Here is a 14662-nt window from a genome sequence, read left to right as displayed (position 1 = left end):
TGGCCGCGTAAGCTGGCCGAATGCCGCACACCGCCTCCCGTTACCTCGCCGAAGGCCCTCGCGTGGGCATCCGCCCCTTCACGCCGGAAGACGGCCCCGAGTTCACCGCGCGGGCCCGCGAGAGCAAGGACCTGCACCGGCCGTGGCTGTTCCCGCCGGACACCGAGGACGCGTACGCCGAGTACGCCGGGCGGCTGATCGAGGACCCGGCGAAGGCCGGCTTCCTGGTGTGCGAGCGCGACGGCGGTGGCATCGCCGGGTTCATCAACATCAACAACATCGTCCGGGGCGGGTTCCGGTGCGGCGCCCTCGGCTACGGCGCGTTCGCGCACGCGGCCGGGCGGGGCCTGATGCGCGAGGGGCTGGACCTGGTGATCGGGTACGCCTTCGGTCCGCTCGGACTGCACCGCCTGGAGATCAACGTCCAGCCGGAGAACGCCGCTTCGGTCGCGCTGGCCCGGGGCGCGGGGTTCCGCCTGGAGGGCTTCTCCCCGAAGATGATCTACATCGACGGGGACTGGCGGGACCACGAGCGCTGGGCGCTCACCGCCGAGATGCGCGACTGACGTCCCGCGGACCGGCGCCCGCGGTGCGTCGCTCCCCGCCGCGGCCCGCCCGTTCGCGCCGTGCCGCCCCCGGGCCGTCCCTTTGCGCAATCCTGACCGGCGGCTCCCCTGGCCGAGTCGCCGTGCGCCGGGTTCCATGGTCATCGTGACGAGGATCCGACATGAGGTACTGACCCTGCCCGCCGCCGAGTTGGGCCCGGACAACCCGCTGCCCGCGCTGCGCCCGCTCGACGAGGTCCACCGCGTCGACGCCCGCGACCGGGACGGCATGCCCCGGGACATGGCGTGCGGGCTCGGGTACGCGCCGCTGCGCAGCCTGCTGCCGGTCCGCGTCCGCGACGGCTACGGCAGGAACCGCGAACGCCGCTCCCTCGACGCCCTGGTGATCGAGAACGACCGGTTGCGCGCCACCGTCCTGCCCGGCCTCGGCGGCCGTGTCGTCTCCCTGTTCCATCTGCCGACCGGCCGTGAACTCCTCTACCGCAACCCGGTGTTCCAGCCCGCCGACTTCGCCCTCAACGGCGCCTGGTTCTCCGGCGGCATCGAGTGGAACATCGGCGCCACCGGCCACACCACCCTCTCCTGCGCACCCCTGCACGCCGCGCGCGTCCCCGCCCCCGACGGCGGGCAGATGCTGCGCCTGTGGGAGTGGGAGCGGCTGCGCGACCTGCCCTTCCAGGTCGACCTGTGGCTGCCGGACGGCTCCGACTTCCTCCTCGTCGGCGTCCGCGTCCGCAACCCGCACGAGCACCCGGTGCCCACGTACTGGTGGTCCAACATCGCCGTGCCCGAGGAGGTCCGGGTGCTGGCACCGGCCGAGGAAGCCTGGTACTTCGGCTACGAGCAGCGCCTGCGCAGGGTCCCCGTCCCCTCGTACGACGGCGTCGACCGCACCTACCCCCTCAACAGCCCCCACGCCGCCGACTACTTCTACGAGGTCCCGGACGGCCGGCGCCGCTGGATCGCCGCGCTGGACGCGGACGGGCACGGCCTGGTGCAGACCTCCACCGATGTGCTGCGCGGCCGCAAGCTGTTCGTGTGGGGCCACGGGACGGGCGGCCGCCGCTGGCAGCAGTGGCTCACCGAGCCCGGCACCGGCGGATACTGCGAGATCCAGGCGGGCCTCGCCCGTACCCAGCTGGAGCACGTACGGCTGGACGCCCAGAGCGAGGTGTCCTGGCTGGAGGCGTACGGCCCGCTCGACGCCGCGCCGGCGGGGGAGTGGTCCCAGGCCGTGCGGAGGGCCGAAGGGCGGCTGGAGTCGGCGCTGCCCCGTGCCCGCGTCGAGGAGGCGTACTCGGCGTGGCGGCGGCACGCCGACACCGAACCCGGCGAGACCCTCGCCACCGGCTCCGGCTGGGGCGCGCTCGAAGTGCTGCGTACCGGGTGGAGGCTGCCCGGCACCCCCTTCCCCGAGTCGACCCTCGGCGAAGCCCAGGAGCCCTGGCGGGAGTTGCTGCGCACCGGCAGCCTGCCCGCGCCGCCCCGGGCGGAGCCGCCCGGGGAGACCCTGGTCGCCCGGCACTGGCGGGACCTGCTGGAGACCGCCCCCGCCACCGCCCACGCCGAGTACCACCTCGGCATCGCCCAGTGGCACGCGGGCGATCGCGCCCAGGCCGTGCGCAGCTGGGAACGGGCCCTGCCGCTCGCCCCCTCGCGGTGGCCGCTGCTGCGCGCGCTGGCCGTCGCCGACGAGGCCGACGGCCACCACGAGCGGGCCGCCGACCGGTACGCCGACGCCTTCGCCGACCTCTGCCGTGAGGACGGTGACGAGGGCGCTGACCGGACCGCCGTGCGGGCCGCGCTCGGCCGCGAGACGCTCGAAGCGCTGCTGCGGGCGCGGCGGGCGGCAAAGGCCCGCGCCGTCTGGGAACGGCTGCCGCCGCACGTGCGGGAGCGGGGCCGGTTCCGGCTGCTGGAGGCGGAGCTGCTGCTCGCCGAGGGGCGGCGTGCCGAGGCGCGGGCCGTCTTCGACGCGGGCTTCGAGGTCGCCGACCTGCGGGAGGGCTCGCGCGTGCTCGACCAGGCATGGACCCGGCTGACCCACGAACCCCTGCCCGCCCGCTACGACTTCAGGATGCGGCCGGACTCCGCCTGAGTCCTCAGCTGTGCTGGTCCACGTACTCGAAGATCGACCCGTCCGGGTGCATCGCGAGCAGATTGCGGCCCACCGGCGTCGGCACCGGCTCCACCAGGATGCGGGCGCCGAGGCCGGTGAGCAGCTGGTGCACCTCGTCCACGTCCTTGACGGCGATCGTCGCGGTGACCTTGCGCAGGATCTCCAGCTCCGCCTCCGGGCCGCTCATCAGCAGGAAGGAGCCGATCGCGGCGACCTGGACGCCGCCGCGTTCGAAACGCTGCGCGGTGCCGCCGGCCAGCCGCTCGTAGAAGGGGATCGCGGTCTCGATGTCGGCCACGCAGATACGCAGCGAGGCGCCCAGAATCTCCATGCGTCCGAGCCTAGTTGGGACCGGGCCGCCGCGCAGGCCCCCCGGAGTTACCCGGGGTGCGCGCAGGGTACCCGCCTGACATGAACCGTTCGGAACCTTTGGATCATCTGGAACATCTCGACAAGGAGCTGGTCGAGGAACTGGCTCGGGTGGCCCGCGTGACGGTACGGGAGGAACTGCGCGAGCAGACCCGCAAGCAGCGCCGTACCGCCGTGCTCTACGGCGCGTCCGGTGCCGCCGCCCTGTACGCGGGCGGCGCGGTGGCCCTCGCCGTCGGCCTGGCCCTGGCGATCAGGCTGTCCGGCTGGGCGGCCGCGCTGATCACCGCGGCGCTGATGGCCGCGGTGGCGTACGCGCTGCGTGCCGCTGCCCATTCCGCGGGGCGCGGACCGCACCCGCCGCACCGTGTGGTCGGCGGCACCCCGCCGGTCGCCCCGCCGGGCGGCCTCGGGATGCCGTACCCGCCGATCCCCAAGGATCCGCCGCGCACTCCGGCCGACATGGACGACCCGCACCGGTAGGCGACCGCCGGGGCGGGTCGCCGGCCGCCGGGGCTCAGCCCTCGGCCAGCCGGGGCAGCACCTTCGTCCGGTAGAAGTCGAAGAAGCCCCGCTGGTCGGGGCCGATCTGGTTGACGTACACGCGGTCGAACCCGGCGTCCGCGAAGGCGCGCAGGGCGGCCGCGTGTTCGTCCGGGTCGTCGCCGCAGACCACGTTCTCCCGCACCATGTCCTCGGTGACCAGCTCGTGCAGCTGCTCGAAGTGGCGCGGGGAGGGCAGCACCTGGCCCATCTCGCCGGGCAGCAGCTCGTTGTACCAGAGCCGGTGCACCGTACGGACGCACTCCTCGCGGTCGGCGCCGTAGCAGACCTTGGTACCGCCGCTGACGAGCTTGGCCCCGCCGCCGCCCTCGCGGAAGGAGGCGACCATCTCCTCCTGCGGCATCATCGTGACGAAGCCGTCGGCCACACGGGAGGCGAGGGAGATCGCCTTGGGGCCGAAGCCCGAGATGTCGATGGGGACCGGCTCGTCGGGGACGGTGTAGAGGCGGGCGTTCTCCACGGTGTAGTGCGTGCCGCGGTGGTTGACCTCCTCGCCGGTGAACAGCCGGCGCATCACCTGCACCGCCTCCTCCAGCATCTCCAGCCGTACGTGCACCGGGGGCCAGCGGTCGCCGAGGATGTGCTCGTTCAGCGCCTCGCCGGTGCCGAGGCCCAGCCGGAAGCGGCCCTCGGTCAGCACCGCGCTGGTCGCCGCGGCGTGCGCGGTCACGGCCGGGTGCATCCGCACGGTGGGACAGGTCACGGCCGTCTCGACGGGTAGCGACACCGCCTCCGACAGCGCGCCGATCACCGACCACACGAAGGGACTCTGGCCCTGCGCGTCGTTCCACGGGTGGAAGTGGTCCGAGATCCACAGCGCCCGGAAGCCGGCCTGCTCGGCCATCCGCGCCTGCTCCACGAGCCCGGCCGGACCGTGCTCCTCGCTCGCCAGGAAGTAACCGTACTCGGGCATGGGCGCACCTCCGCGTGCGGAAAGCGGGCGTGGACATCGCGGCCCGGGTAACCGGGGGTACCGGCACGAAACGCGGACCCCGTCGCGCCACGGCCGGGCGGTCGGCCCCGGCAACCTCCGCGAGCGACGGCGGCCCGGCCCACCCGGACGGCGGCCCGTCGGCCCCGAGGGGCGCGCAGGCCGCGTGACCGGCCCGCCACGGCCGCTTCCGGAGAGCCACCCCCGGACCAGCCCGCTCCAGGCCCTCCGGCGTCCGAGTCCGCAGGCATCCTGTCCGCCGCCCGGGTGACCGCCCCCGGCGTTTGGTTGCCCCGGCCCCGGATACGCGGAACACCTCGCACGAGCCCACCGCCGGAGGCGTAACCGTGAGTCGACCGCGCGTGGTGATCGTCGGCGCCGGTTTCGCCGGTTACCGGGCCGCCCGGACCCTGGCCCGGCTGGCCCGGAACCGGGTGGAGATCACCCTGCTGAACCCGACCGACTACTTCCTGTACCTGCCCCTGCTGCCCCAGGTCGCCGCCGGCGTCCTGGAGGCCCGCAGGGTCACCGTCTCCCTGCCCGGCACCCTGCACGGCGTCCGCCCGGTGCTCGGCGAGGCGGACGGGATCGACCTCGACGCGCGCACCGTCCACTACACGGGCCCCGAGGGCGACACCGGCACCCTCGGCTACGACCGCCTGGTCCTCGCCGTCGGCAGCGTCAACAAGCTGCTCCCCATCCCCGGCATCGCCGAGCACGCCCACGGCTTCCGCGGCCTGCCCGAGGCCCTGTACCTGCGCGACCACGTCACCCGGCAGATCGAGCTGGCCGCATCCGAGGACGACCCCGCCGTCCGCGCCGCCCGCTGCACCTTCGTCGTGGTCGGCGCCGGGTACACCGGCACCGAGGTCGCGGCGCACCTGCGGCTGCTCACCGACCGGCTGGTCCGCCGCCGGCCCCTGCCCGACGGGGTCCGGCCGCGCTGGCTGCTGCTCGACGTCGCCCCGCGCGTCCTGCCGGAACTGGACGAACGCCTCTCCCGCATCGCCGGCCGGGTACTGCGGCAGCGGGGCGTCGAGGTGCGCACCGGCACCTCGGTGCGGGAGGCCACCCACGAGGGGGTGCTGCTCACCGACGGCGACAGCATTCCCTCCCGCACCCTCGTGTGGTGCGTCGGCGTCCGCCCCGACCCGCTGGTGGCGGCGGTCGGCCGGCCGTTGGAGCGCGGCCGGGTGATCGTGGACCCCTTCCTGGGGATGCCCGGCAGGCCCGAGGTGTTCGCGTGCGGGGACGCGGCCGCCGTGCCCGACCTGGACCGCCCCGGCGAGCTCACCCCGATGACCGCCCAGCACGCGTGGCGCCAGGGCCGTGTCGCCGGGGAGAACGTGGCCGCCTCGCTCGGCCTCGGCCGGCGCCGCCGCCCGTACCGCCACCGGGACCTGGGCTTCGCCGTCGACCTCGGCGGGATGCGGGCCGCCGCCGACCCCTTCGGCATCGCGCTGTCCGGCCCGGCGGCCGGTGCCGTCACCCGCGCCTACCACCTGGCCGCGCTGCCCGGCAACCGGCTGCGCGTGGCCGCCGACTGGCTGCTGGACGCCGTACTGCCGCGCCAGGGCGTCCAGTTGGGCCTCGTACGGTCCTGGGCGGTGCCCCTGGAGTCCGCCTCGCCGGAGCTCCCCCGGGAGCCCCCGGACGCGTCCGCGCCCCGGTAGCCCACTCGATCCAGCCACACCATCTCGCCCAAGGAGAGCCATGGACACCGCCGAACTCGCCGAACTCGGACAGCAGTTGCGCGTCGACAGCGTACGGGCCGCCGCGGCGGCGGGGTCCGGGCACCCCACGTCCTCGATGTCCGCCGCCGACCTGGTCGCCGTGCTCCTCGCGAACCATCTGTGCTACGACTTCGAGCGCCCCGAACACCCCGCCAACGACCGCTTCGTCCTGTCCAAGGGCCACGCCTCGCCGCTGCTGTACGCCGCGTACAAGGCGGCCGGCGCCATCGAGGACGGCGAGCTGGTCACCTTCCGCAAGCTCGGCAGCCGCCTGGAAGGACACCCGACGCCCCGCCGGATGCCCTGGGTGGAGACGGCCACCGGCTCCCTCGGCCAGGGACTGCCCGTAGGGGTCGGCATCGCGCTGGCCGGGCTGCGCCTGGACCGCACCGGCTACCGGGTGTGGGTGCTGTGCGGCGACAGCGAGCTGGCGGAGGGCTCGGTCTGGGAGGCCGCCGAGCACGCCGGGTTCGAGCACCTGGACAACCTGAAGGTGATCGTGGACGTCAACCGGCTCGGGCAGCGCGGCCCCACCCGGCACGGCCATGACCTGGACGCCTACGCCCGCCGCTTCCAGGCCTTCGGCTGGCACACCATCGAGATCGACGGCCACGACGTGGACGCGATCGACCGGGCGTACGGAGAGGCGCTGTCCACCGCCGGGCAGCCCGTGGTGATCCTCGCCCGCACCCTCAAGGGCAAGGGCGTGGCCGCCGTGCAGGACCGGGAAGGGCACCACGGCAAGCCGCTGCCCGACGCCGACGAGGCCATCGCCGAACTCGGCGGCCCCCGCGAGCTGCACATCCGCGTGGGCGAGCCGCCGGCCGCCGCCACGCTGCGCGACCGCACCACCGAGGTGGTCCGGCTGCCGCGCTACGAACAGGGGGACGAGGCCGCCACCAGGGACGCCTTCGGCGCCGCCCTCGCCGCGCTCGGCGACGCGCGCGGCGACGTCGTCGCCCTGGACGGCGAGGTCGGCGACTCCACCCGCACAGAGGAGTTCGCCAAGGCGCATCCCGACCGCTTCTTCGAGTGCTACATCGCCGAGCAGCAACTCGTCGCCACCGCCGTGGGAATGGCGGCGCGCGGCTGGGTGCCCTTCGCCGCGACCTTCGCCGCGTTCCTCACCCGCGCCCACGACTTCGTGCGCATGGCGTCCATCAGCGGCTCCGGGATCAACCTCGTCGGCTCGCACGCCGGGGTCGCCATCGGACAGGACGGGCCCTCCCAGATGGGCCTGGAGGACCTTGCCATGTTCCGTTCCGTGTACGGCTCCACGGTGCTCTACCCGTGCGACGCCAACCAGACGGCCCGGCTGGTCGCCGCCATGGCCGGGCTCGACGGCATCCGCTATCTGCGCACCTCGCGCGGCAAGACGCCGGTGCTCTACGGACCCGACGAGGAGTTCCCGGTGGGCGGCAGCAAGACGCTGCGCTCCTCGGAGGATGACCGGCTGACGATCGTCGCGGCGGGGGTCACCGTCCCCGAGGCACTCGCGGCCGCCGACCGGCTCGCCGAGGACGGCATCGCGGTCCGGGTGATCGACCTGTACTCGGTCAAGCCCGCCGACGCCGAGACGCTGCGCCGCGCCGCCGAGGACACCGGGTGTCTGCTCACCGTCGAGGACCACCACCCCGAGGGCGGCCTCGGGGACGCGGTCGCGGAGTCCTTCGCCGACGGCCGGCCGGTGCCCCGCCTGGTCCGGCTCGGAGTCCGCACGATGCCCGGCTCGGCCGCCCCGGACGAGCAGTTGCACGCCGCGGGCATCGACGCCCTCGGCATCGTGGCGGCGGCGAAACTGCTGGTGGAGGAGGCGATGGTGCGGTGAACGACGACGAGCCGCGGCCGATACGGGCGGGCCGCCGCACGGTGGAGATCCAGCGGCCGGGGAAGGTCCTCTTCCCCGGCCGCTGGGGCGCGAAGGAGTACACCAAGGGCGACCTCGCCGAGTACTACCACTCCGTCGCCCCCTACCTGCTGCCGCACCTGCGGGGCCGCCCGCTGATGCTGGAGCGCTACCCGGACGGCGTCGACGGGCCGTGTTTCATGCAGAAGAACACCCCGGAGTACTACCCGCGGTGGATCACCCGCGCCGAGGTCGCCAAGGAGGCCGGCACCGTCACGCACGTCGTGTGCGACGACACCGCCACCCTCCTCTTCCTCGCCGACCAGGCCTGCGTCACGTTGCACCGCTGGCTGTCCCGCACCGACCGCGCCGCCAGCCCCGACCACCCCGACCGGCTGGTCCTCGACCTCGACCCGCCCGACGACGACTTCGCCCCCGTCCGCGAGGCCGCCGCCCTGCTGCGCGCGCTGCTGGACGAACTCGCCCTGCCCGCCGTCCCCATGACCACCGGCTCCTGCGGGCTGCACCTCGTCGTGCCGCTCGACGGCCGCCACGGCTTCGACGAGGTGCGGCGGTTCGCGCACGGCGTGGCGGAAATCGCCGCCGCCCGGCACCCGGACCGGCTCACCACCGCCGTCCGCAAGGACGACCGCGGCGGCCGGCTCTATCTCGACGTGCAGCGCAACGCCTACGCCCAGACCGCCGTGGCCCCCTACACGGTCCGCGCCCGTCCCGGCGCCCCCGTCGCCGTGCCCCTCGCGTGGGCACAGCTGGACGACCCCGGGCTCGACGCCCGCCGCTGGACGGTCGCCGACGCCGTGGAGCAGGCCCGCACGGACCCCTGGGCGGAGCTGCCGGCCCGGGGCCGTGGTCTCGGGCCCGCCCGGCGGCGCCTCGCGGACCTGCGCGTCCGAGTGCGGCCCGAAGGTTTGGCCACGGGCTGAGCGGCCACCCGCACCAAGAGGTGGCCATGTCGAACACACATCGCACATCGCGGACACAGGGTTCACAGGAACCCCGTGAAGAAGTCGGAGAGGAACCCCAGCGCGAAGCCGAGCGGGAACCCCGGCGGGAAGCCGAGCGGGAACCGGGGCGGGAGCACCGGAAGGTCCGGAAGGTACGGAGGGACCCGGCCCCGAGAGGTTCCGGGACGTCCCCGGAGGACGACCGTTCCACCGGGAGCGGGCAGGAGCCCGACGGCCGGCGGCCGGGCCCCGTGGAGGTGCTGCGCCAGGCGCGCGGCCAGCTTGCCGAGCTGACCGGGCTCGTGCCCGAATCGGTCTCCTCCTTCGAGCAGACGGAGGACGGCTGGTCGCTGGAAGTGGAGGTGCTGGAGCTGGCCCGCGTGCCGGACACCATGAGCCTCATGGGCGGGTACCAGGTCGAACTGGACCGGGACGGTCAGCTCACCGGCTACCGGCGGGTCCGCCGCTACGAGCGTGGCAGAGCCGATCCACGCCCCGGCGGTCACTAGCGGCCGCGAAGGCCGACCGACAGTAACTATCCAGGAGGAGGAACGGCCGGTATGACCGTTGTCCCTGCACAGCAGACCGGCGGCGGAGGCAGCAGCGGCCTCTACGACGTACTGGAGCTGGTACTCGACCGCGGCCTGGTGATCGACGCCTTCGTGCGCGTCTCGCTGGTCGGCATCGAGATCCTGAAGATCGACGTCAGGGTCGTCGTGGCGAGTGTCGACACCTACCTGCGCTTCGCCGAGGCCTGCAATCGCCTCGATCTCGAATCCGGACCCAACAAGAGCCCCGGCCTGCCCGACGTCGTCGGCCAGGTCACCGAGTCCGGCGCGCGCGGCAAGTCCAAGGGCGCCCTGTCCGGTGCCGCCGAGACCATATCCGACGCCTTCAAGCAGGCCCGCGAGGAGGGCGAGGAGCGGCCCCGCGCCCGCAAGGCCCCGGCCCGCCGCAAGGAGGAGCAGGAGTGAGCACGTACGTCTACGGGATCACCGCCCGTTCGCACCCGGCGCTCCCCGAGGGGATGACCGGCGTCGGCGAACCGGCCCGGCCCGTGCGGATCCTCACCGAGGGCGACCTGGCCGCCCTGGTCAGTGACGCCCCCGAGGGCCTGCGCCCCAAGCGCCGGGACCTGCTCGCGCACCAGAACGTGCTCGCCGAGGCGGGCGCCGCCGGCTGCGTGCTGCCCATGCGGTTCGGCAATGTGGCCCCCGACGACGACACCGTCACCCAGGTCCTCGGCGAGCGCGCCGATCACTACCACGAGCGGCTCGCGGCCCTGGAGGGCAAGGTCGAGTACAACGTCAAGGCCAATCACGTCGAGGATGCCGTCCTGCACCTGGTGATGGCCGAGCAACCGGAACTGCGCGCCCTCGCCGAGGCCAACCGGAAGGCGGGCGGCGGGAGTTACGACGACAAGCTGCGCCTCGGCGAGATGGTCGCCGGCGCCGTCAAGGCCCGGGAGGCAGAGGACGCCGCCGAGGTGCGGGGCCTGCTCGAACCGGTCGCCGCCGCGGTCAGCGCCGGGCCCCAGTCCACCGGCTGGCTGCTCAACGACTCGTTCCTGGTCGCCCGGGACACCGCCGAGGACTTCCTGGCCGCCGTCGAACGGGTCCGCGCCGGCCGCCCCCACCTGGAACTACGCGTCAACGGACCGCTGCCGCCGTACAGCTTCGTCGAACCGGGTCCCGCCCAGCCGGCGGACGCCCCCGAGGCCCCCTGACGGGCGGCGGAACGAACCCCGAGCGGCCCGCACGGACACCGGAAGGAGGACCCCGTGGGACTGATCAAAGAGGTGCTGCTGCTGCCCTTCGCGCCGGTGCGCGGCAGCGGCTGGGCGATCAACCAGGTGCTCCGCGAGGCGGAACGGATCTATTACGACCCCGCCACCGTGCGGGCCGAACTCGCCCGTCTCGAAGAACAGCTGACGTCGGGCGAGATCACCGAGGAGGAGTTCGACCGGCGCGAGGACGAACTGCTCGACCGGCTGGAGGCCGCACACGGCCCCGGCGACATCACAGGCAACGGAACGGGACGATGAACCGAACGGCAATGGGCCTCGCCGTAGGGGCCGGATACTTCCTGGGACGCACCAGGAAACTGAAGATGGCACTCGCGGTCGGCTCGCTCGTGGCGGGCAGGAAGCTCAACCTCGGCCCGGGTGCGCTCGCCGACCTCGCCCGCCGGCAACTGCGCGACAACCCGCAGTTCAAGGAGATCGGCGATCAACTCCGCGAGGACCTGCGGGGCGTCGGCAAGGCGGCCTCGGGGGCCGTGGTCGAGCGGCAGATGAACAGTCTCGCCGACCGCCTGCACGACCGCACGGAGCAGGTGCGCGGCGAACTCTCCGGAGCGGCCGGGGGCGGGGCCGGCGAGGAGCGGGGCGACGGCCGCGGGGAGCCGGAGGAGCGCGGGGAGGCGGAGGAGCGCGGGGAGGCGGAGGACCGCGGGCAGGCGGAGGACCGCGGAGGCCGCGGAACCGCGCGCGGCGGCGGACACGGCGGAGACCGCGACGACGAGCGCGGAACCGGCGGGACGTCGCGCGCGCAGAAGCCCGATGCCAGGAAGACCGCGGCGCGGCGTACGGGTCCGGCCGAGAAGTCCGGCCCCGCGAAGGGGAAGACGGCGGGGAGGAAGACCGCCGCGCAGCGCCAGTCGGCCGGGAAGAAGCCGGCCGGCTCCCGCGGCGGCGGTTCCGCGAAGGGCGGTGAGGAACGATGACCGACACCCTGGGATCCGCGGCCTCGGCCGCGGGGCGGGCCAAGGGCGCCGCCCAGGACAACCCGCTGAGCGACCTCGCCCACAGCGAGGCCGCCGACCGGCTGAAGGCGGAGGCGCAGGAGTACCTGTCGGCGCAGGCCCAGCGGCTGCTCACCGGGCTCGGCCGCAAGCTCGGCGAGACCACCGGCAAGCTGAACGACATCGCCGAGGGCAACAGCCCCGGCTTGGGGCGTCTCGCGCTCGACGGCGGCCGCAAGCTCGCCGAGGGCAAGGGCCCGCTGCGCACCGCGCTGGAACTCGGCACCTCCCGTGCCAAGGACAAGGTGAAGGAGGCCTTCAAGGGCCTCGGCGGTGGGAAGAAGGGCGGCAAGGGCCGCGGCGGCAACAAGCCCACCGTGATCATGGAGTCCATCGACGTGGGCGTGCCGCTGCGCACCGCCTACGACCAGTGGACCCAGTTCCAGGAGTTCTCCACCTTCGCCCACGGCGTCAAGAGCGTCTCCCGCGCGGGCGACACCGATACCGACTGGCAGGCGAAGATCTTCCTGTCCAGCCGCAGCTGGAAGGCCAAGACCACCGAGCAGGTGCCCGACCAGCGCATCCAGTGGACCTCCGAGGGCGCCAAGGGCAGCACCAAGGGCGTCGTCACCTTCCACGCCCTCGGTGACAACCTGACCAGGATTCTGCTGGTCATCGAGTACTACCCGAGCGGTTTCTTCGAGAAGACGGGCAATATCTGGCGTGCCCAGGGCCGCCGCGTCAGGCTGGACCTGAAGCACTTCGCCCGTTTCATCACCCTCAAGGCGGAAGCGGAGGACGGCTGGCGCGGCGAGATCCGCGACGGCGAGGTCGTCCGCAGCCACGAGGACGCGGTGGCGGAGGAGGAGTCCGCGAAGTCGGAGAGCGAGGAGAGCGAGGAGCCCGAGGAGGGCGAGGAGTCCGAGGAGTCCGAGGAGGGCGAGGAGTCCGAGGAGGGCGAGGAGCCAGGGGACCGGGAATCCGGGGAGCCGGAGGACCGGGCCGAGGACCAGGAGCCCGAGGAGGACGAGGCCGAGGAGGAGGGCCCCTACGAGGACGAGGCCGAGGGTGAGGCCGAGTACGAGGACGAGGAGCCCGAGGAGGAGGCCGAGGAGCCCGAGGAGCCCGAGGAGGACGAGTACGAGGACGAGGAGGACGAGTACGAGGAGGAGGAACCCGAGTACGCGGAGCGGGGGAGCCGTCGATGACGACTCCCGCCCCCCGGTCCGGCGGTTTCCCCGACCCGTACGGCCACAGCTCGGGCGCGAACCTCGCCGACATCCTGGAGCGCGTCCTCGACAAGGGCATCGTCATCGCCGGTGACATCCGGATCAACCTGCTCGACATCGAACTGCTCACCGTGAAACTGCGGCTCATCGTCGCCTCGGTGGACAAGGCGAAGGAGATGGGCATCGACTGGTGGGAGAGCGATCCGGCCCTGTCCTCCCGGGCCCGCCGGGACGAGCTGACCCGGGAGAACGCGGAGCTGAGAGAGCGGCTGGCCCGGCTGGAGGAACTGGAGCCGGGCCGCGTACGGAAGGAGGCGCCATGACCGGACTGCGCTACGTCTATGCCGTCTGCCGTCCCCTCGGAGCGCCCCTGCAGGCCCAGCTGACGGGCGTCGGGGGTGCTCCGCCTGCCCTGCTGTCCCACCGCGGGCTGATCGCGGTGGTCAGTACCGTCCCCGAGGCCGACTTCTGCGAGGAGGGGCTGAAGGCCCACCTGGAGGACCTGGACTGGCTGGCCGCGACCGCCCGCGCCCACCAGGGCGTGATCGACGCTCTCACCACCGTCACCACCCCGCTGCCGCTGCGCCTCGCCACCGTCTTCAGGGACGACAGCGCGGTGCGCACCATGATGGAGGCCCGGGAGGCGGACTTCCTGCGTGCCCTGGAGCGGCTGGAGGGCCGGGTGGAGTGGGGCGTCAAGGTGTTCACGGAGCCCTCCCCGGAGCCGGCCGAACCCGCCGGGAAGCCCGACAGGCCCACCAGCGGCCGGGACTACCTGCGACGCCGCCGTGCCGACACCCGGGCCCACGAGGAGGGCCTCCAGGCCGCCGAGGCATTCGCCCGGTCGCTGCACGAGCGGCTGCGCGCCCAGGCCGAGGACTCCCGGCTGCATCCCCCGCAGAACGCGGCGCTGTCCGGTGCGCGCGGCAGCAACGTGCTCAACGCCGCCTATCTGGTGCGCCGGGACCGCTCCGAGGAGTTCGTGGAGCTGGTGGACCGCACGAAGGACGAGGCCGGAGGGCTGCGGGTGGAGCTGACCGGGCCGTGGGCGGCGTACTCGTTCAGCGGGCTCGGCGAGGAGGACGCGCGGTACGGCGTGAGCGCGGGGGAGGGCCGGTGACCGTCGTGGAACGCCGGGAGATCGCGCTGGTCGATCTGCTGGACCGGCTGCTGGCGGGCGGCGTCGTCATCACGGGCGACGTCACGCTGCGCATCGCCGACGTGGACCTCGTCCGCATCGACCTGAACGCGCTGATCAGCTCGGTCAACGAATCCGTGCCCTCGCCGTTCGAGCTGCCCGCGAAGGAGCTGTGATGTCCGCCCGCAACCGGCTCGACCTCGAACCCGACACGGTGGAGCGCGACCTGGTGAAGCTCGTCCTCACCGTGGTGGAACTGCTGCGCCAGCTGATGGAACGGCAGGCGGTACGGCGCTTCGACACCGGCGACCTGACCGAGGAGCAGGAGGAGCGGATCGGGCTCACCCTGATGCTCCTGGAGGACCGGATGGCCGAGCTGCGCGACCGCTACGGGCTGCGGCCCGAGGACCTCAACCTGGACCTCGGGCCGCTCGGCCCCCTGCTGCCCCGCGAGTGAGGC

General features: G+C 73.7%; 17 protein-coding genes and 1 pseudogene. 16 read left to right on the top strand and 2 right to left on the bottom strand.

Going from position 1 to position 14662, the window contains the following annotated elements:
- Positions 1-20: 20 nt before the first annotated feature.
- Positions 21-566 (top strand): GNAT family N-acetyltransferase, encoded by a 546-nt coding sequence (locus QSK45_RS01675; protein WP_285552447.1) that lies wholly within the window; start codon positions 21-23, stop codon positions 564-566.
- A 136-nt stretch (positions 567-702) separates the two neighbouring features.
- Entirely contained in the window at positions 703-2664 is a 1962-nt protein-coding gene (locus QSK45_RS01670) for a DUF5107 domain-containing protein (RefSeq protein ID WP_285552445.1), read from the top strand.
- A gap of 4 nt (positions 2665-2668) precedes the next feature.
- Here QSK45_RS01670 and QSK45_RS01665 read toward each other — a convergent pair whose 3' ends face one another.
- Positions 2669-3016: a VOC family protein gene (locus QSK45_RS01665; protein ID WP_285552443.1), complete on the bottom strand. Its 348-nt coding sequence runs from the start codon at positions 3014-3016 to the stop codon at positions 2669-2671.
- 80 nt (positions 3017-3096) lie between these two features.
- On the opposite strand from QSK45_RS01665, the gene QSK45_RS01660 reads away from it, so the two are divergent.
- The gene (locus tag QSK45_RS01660) at positions 3097-3537 is read left to right on the top strand and encodes a phage holin family protein (protein ID WP_285552440.1); all 441 of its coding nucleotides are present in this window, start codon (positions 3097-3099) and stop codon (positions 3535-3537) included.
- Between the two features lie 34 nt (positions 3538-3571).
- Here QSK45_RS01660 and QSK45_RS01655 read toward each other — a convergent pair whose 3' ends face one another.
- Positions 3572-4531: an LLM class F420-dependent oxidoreductase gene (locus QSK45_RS01655; protein WP_285552438.1), complete on the bottom strand. Its 960-nt coding sequence runs from the start codon at positions 4529-4531 to the stop codon at positions 3572-3574.
- Positions 4532-4896: 365 nt separating this feature from the next.
- Here QSK45_RS01655 and QSK45_RS01650 point away from each other — a divergent pair, with 365 nt between their 5' ends.
- The 13 genes and pseudogenes from QSK45_RS01650 to QSK45_RS01590 all read left to right on the top strand — a co-directional run bounded on the left by QSK45_RS01650 (position 4897) and on the right by QSK45_RS01590 (position 14659).
- A complete protein-coding gene (locus tag QSK45_RS01650) occupies positions 4897-6222 on the top strand; it encodes an NAD(P)/FAD-dependent oxidoreductase (protein ID WP_285552436.1) in 1326 nt (441 codons plus the stop codon).
- 40 nt (positions 6223-6262) lie between these two features.
- Positions 6263-8110 (top strand): transketolase, encoded by a 1848-nt coding sequence (locus QSK45_RS01645; protein ID WP_285552434.1) that lies wholly within the window; start codon positions 6263-6265, stop codon positions 8108-8110.
- On the top strand, positions 8107-9072 hold the full coding sequence (gene ligD / locus QSK45_RS01640) for a non-homologous end-joining DNA ligase (protein ID WP_285552432.1): 966 nt from the start codon (positions 8107-8109) through the stop codon (positions 9070-9072). Before QSK45_RS01645 ends, ligD begins: the two co-directional genes overlap by 4 nt.
- Positions 9073-9326: 254 nt before the next feature.
- Positions 9327-9602: pseudogene (locus QSK45_RS01635) on the top strand (gas vesicle protein GvpO); the annotation flags it as partial.
- Between the two features lie 51 nt (positions 9603-9653).
- Entirely contained in the window at positions 9654-10067 is a 414-nt protein-coding gene (locus QSK45_RS01630) for a gas vesicle structural protein GvpA (protein WP_285552430.1), read from the top strand.
- The gene (locus QSK45_RS01625) at positions 10064-10819 is read left to right on the top strand and encodes a GvpL/GvpF family gas vesicle protein (RefSeq protein ID WP_285552428.1); all 756 of its coding nucleotides are present in this window, start codon (positions 10064-10066) and stop codon (positions 10817-10819) included. Before QSK45_RS01630 ends, QSK45_RS01625 begins: the two co-directional genes overlap by 4 nt.
- Before the next feature lie 54 nt (positions 10820-10873).
- Complete coding sequence (locus QSK45_RS01620) at positions 10874-11137, top strand: gas vesicle protein GvpG (protein ID WP_285552426.1); 264 nt, start codon at positions 10874-10876, stop codon at positions 11135-11137.
- Positions 11134-11817: a DNA primase gene (locus QSK45_RS01615; RefSeq protein WP_285552424.1), complete on the top strand. Its 684-nt coding sequence runs from the start codon at positions 11134-11136 to the stop codon at positions 11815-11817. The genes QSK45_RS01620 and QSK45_RS01615 overlap by 4 nt, the downstream gene beginning before the upstream one ends.
- On the top strand, positions 11814-13043 hold the full coding sequence (locus QSK45_RS01610) for an SRPBCC family protein (RefSeq protein ID WP_285552423.1): 1230 nt from the start codon (positions 11814-11816) through the stop codon (positions 13041-13043). Before QSK45_RS01615 ends, QSK45_RS01610 begins: the two co-directional genes overlap by 4 nt.
- Positions 13040-13387, top strand: a complete 348-nt coding sequence (locus QSK45_RS01605; RefSeq protein WP_285552422.1) for a gas vesicle protein — start codon at positions 13040-13042, stop codon at positions 13385-13387. The genes QSK45_RS01610 and QSK45_RS01605 overlap by 4 nt, the downstream gene beginning before the upstream one ends.
- Positions 13384-14184, top strand: a complete 801-nt coding sequence (locus QSK45_RS01600; RefSeq protein ID WP_285552421.1) for a GvpL/GvpF family gas vesicle protein — start codon at positions 13384-13386, stop codon at positions 14182-14184. Before QSK45_RS01605 ends, QSK45_RS01600 begins: the two co-directional genes overlap by 4 nt.
- Complete coding sequence (locus QSK45_RS01595) at positions 14181-14378, top strand: gas vesicle protein (RefSeq protein WP_285552420.1); 198 nt, start codon at positions 14181-14183, stop codon at positions 14376-14378. The genes QSK45_RS01600 and QSK45_RS01595 overlap by 4 nt, the downstream gene beginning before the upstream one ends.
- A complete protein-coding gene (locus QSK45_RS01590; protein ID WP_285552419.1) occupies positions 14378-14659 on the top strand; it encodes a gas vesicle protein K in 282 nt (93 codons plus the stop codon). Before QSK45_RS01595 ends, QSK45_RS01590 begins: the two co-directional genes overlap by 1 nt.
- Positions 14660-14662 lie beyond the last annotated feature (3 nt).

The sequence above is a fragment of the Streptomyces hygroscopicus subsp. hygroscopicus genome, from assembly GCF_030269125.1.
GTDB lineage: Bacteria > Actinomycetota > Actinomycetes > Streptomycetales > Streptomycetaceae > Streptomyces > Streptomyces hygroscopicus_C.
This window is presented reverse-complemented; position numbering and strand designations above follow the sequence as displayed.

Excerpts from the sequence above, each read along its gene's own strand:
- QSK45_RS01670 (WP_285552445.1), top strand. The coding sequence starts at position 703 with ATGGTCATCGTGACGAGGATCCGACATGAGGTACTGACCCTGCCCGCC.
- QSK45_RS01600 (WP_285552421.1), top strand. The coding sequence starts at position 13,384 with ATGACCGGACTGCGCTACGTCTATGCCGTCTGCCGTCCCCTCGGAGCG.
- QSK45_RS01655 (WP_285552438.1), bottom strand. The coding sequence starts at position 4,531 with ATGCCCGAGTACGGTTACTTCCTGGCGAGCGAGGAGCACGGTCCGGCC.
- QSK45_RS01645 (WP_285552434.1), top strand. The coding sequence starts at position 6,263 with ATGGACACCGCCGAACTCGCCGAACTCGGACAGCAGTTGCGCGTCGAC.
- QSK45_RS01665 (WP_285552443.1), bottom strand. The coding sequence starts at position 3,016 with ATGGAGATTCTGGGCGCCTCGCTGCGTATCTGCGTGGCCGACATCGAG.
- QSK45_RS01630 (WP_285552430.1), top strand. The coding sequence starts at position 9,654 with ATGACCGTTGTCCCTGCACAGCAGACCGGCGGCGGAGGCAGCAGCGGC.
- QSK45_RS01615 (WP_285552424.1), top strand. The coding sequence starts at position 11,134 with ATGAACCGAACGGCAATGGGCCTCGCCGTAGGGGCCGGATACTTCCTG.
- QSK45_RS01610 (WP_285552423.1), top strand. The coding sequence starts at position 11,814 with ATGACCGACACCCTGGGATCCGCGGCCTCGGCCGCGGGGCGGGCCAAG.
- QSK45_RS01660 (WP_285552440.1), top strand. The coding sequence starts at position 3,097 with ATGAACCGTTCGGAACCTTTGGATCATCTGGAACATCTCGACAAGGAG.
- QSK45_RS01675 (WP_285552447.1), top strand. The coding sequence starts at position 21 with ATGCCGCACACCGCCTCCCGTTACCTCGCCGAAGGCCCTCGCGTGGGC.
- QSK45_RS01590 (WP_285552419.1), top strand. The coding sequence starts at position 14,378 with ATGTCCGCCCGCAACCGGCTCGACCTCGAACCCGACACGGTGGAGCGC.
- QSK45_RS01605 (WP_285552422.1), top strand. The coding sequence starts at position 13,040 with ATGACGACTCCCGCCCCCCGGTCCGGCGGTTTCCCCGACCCGTACGGC.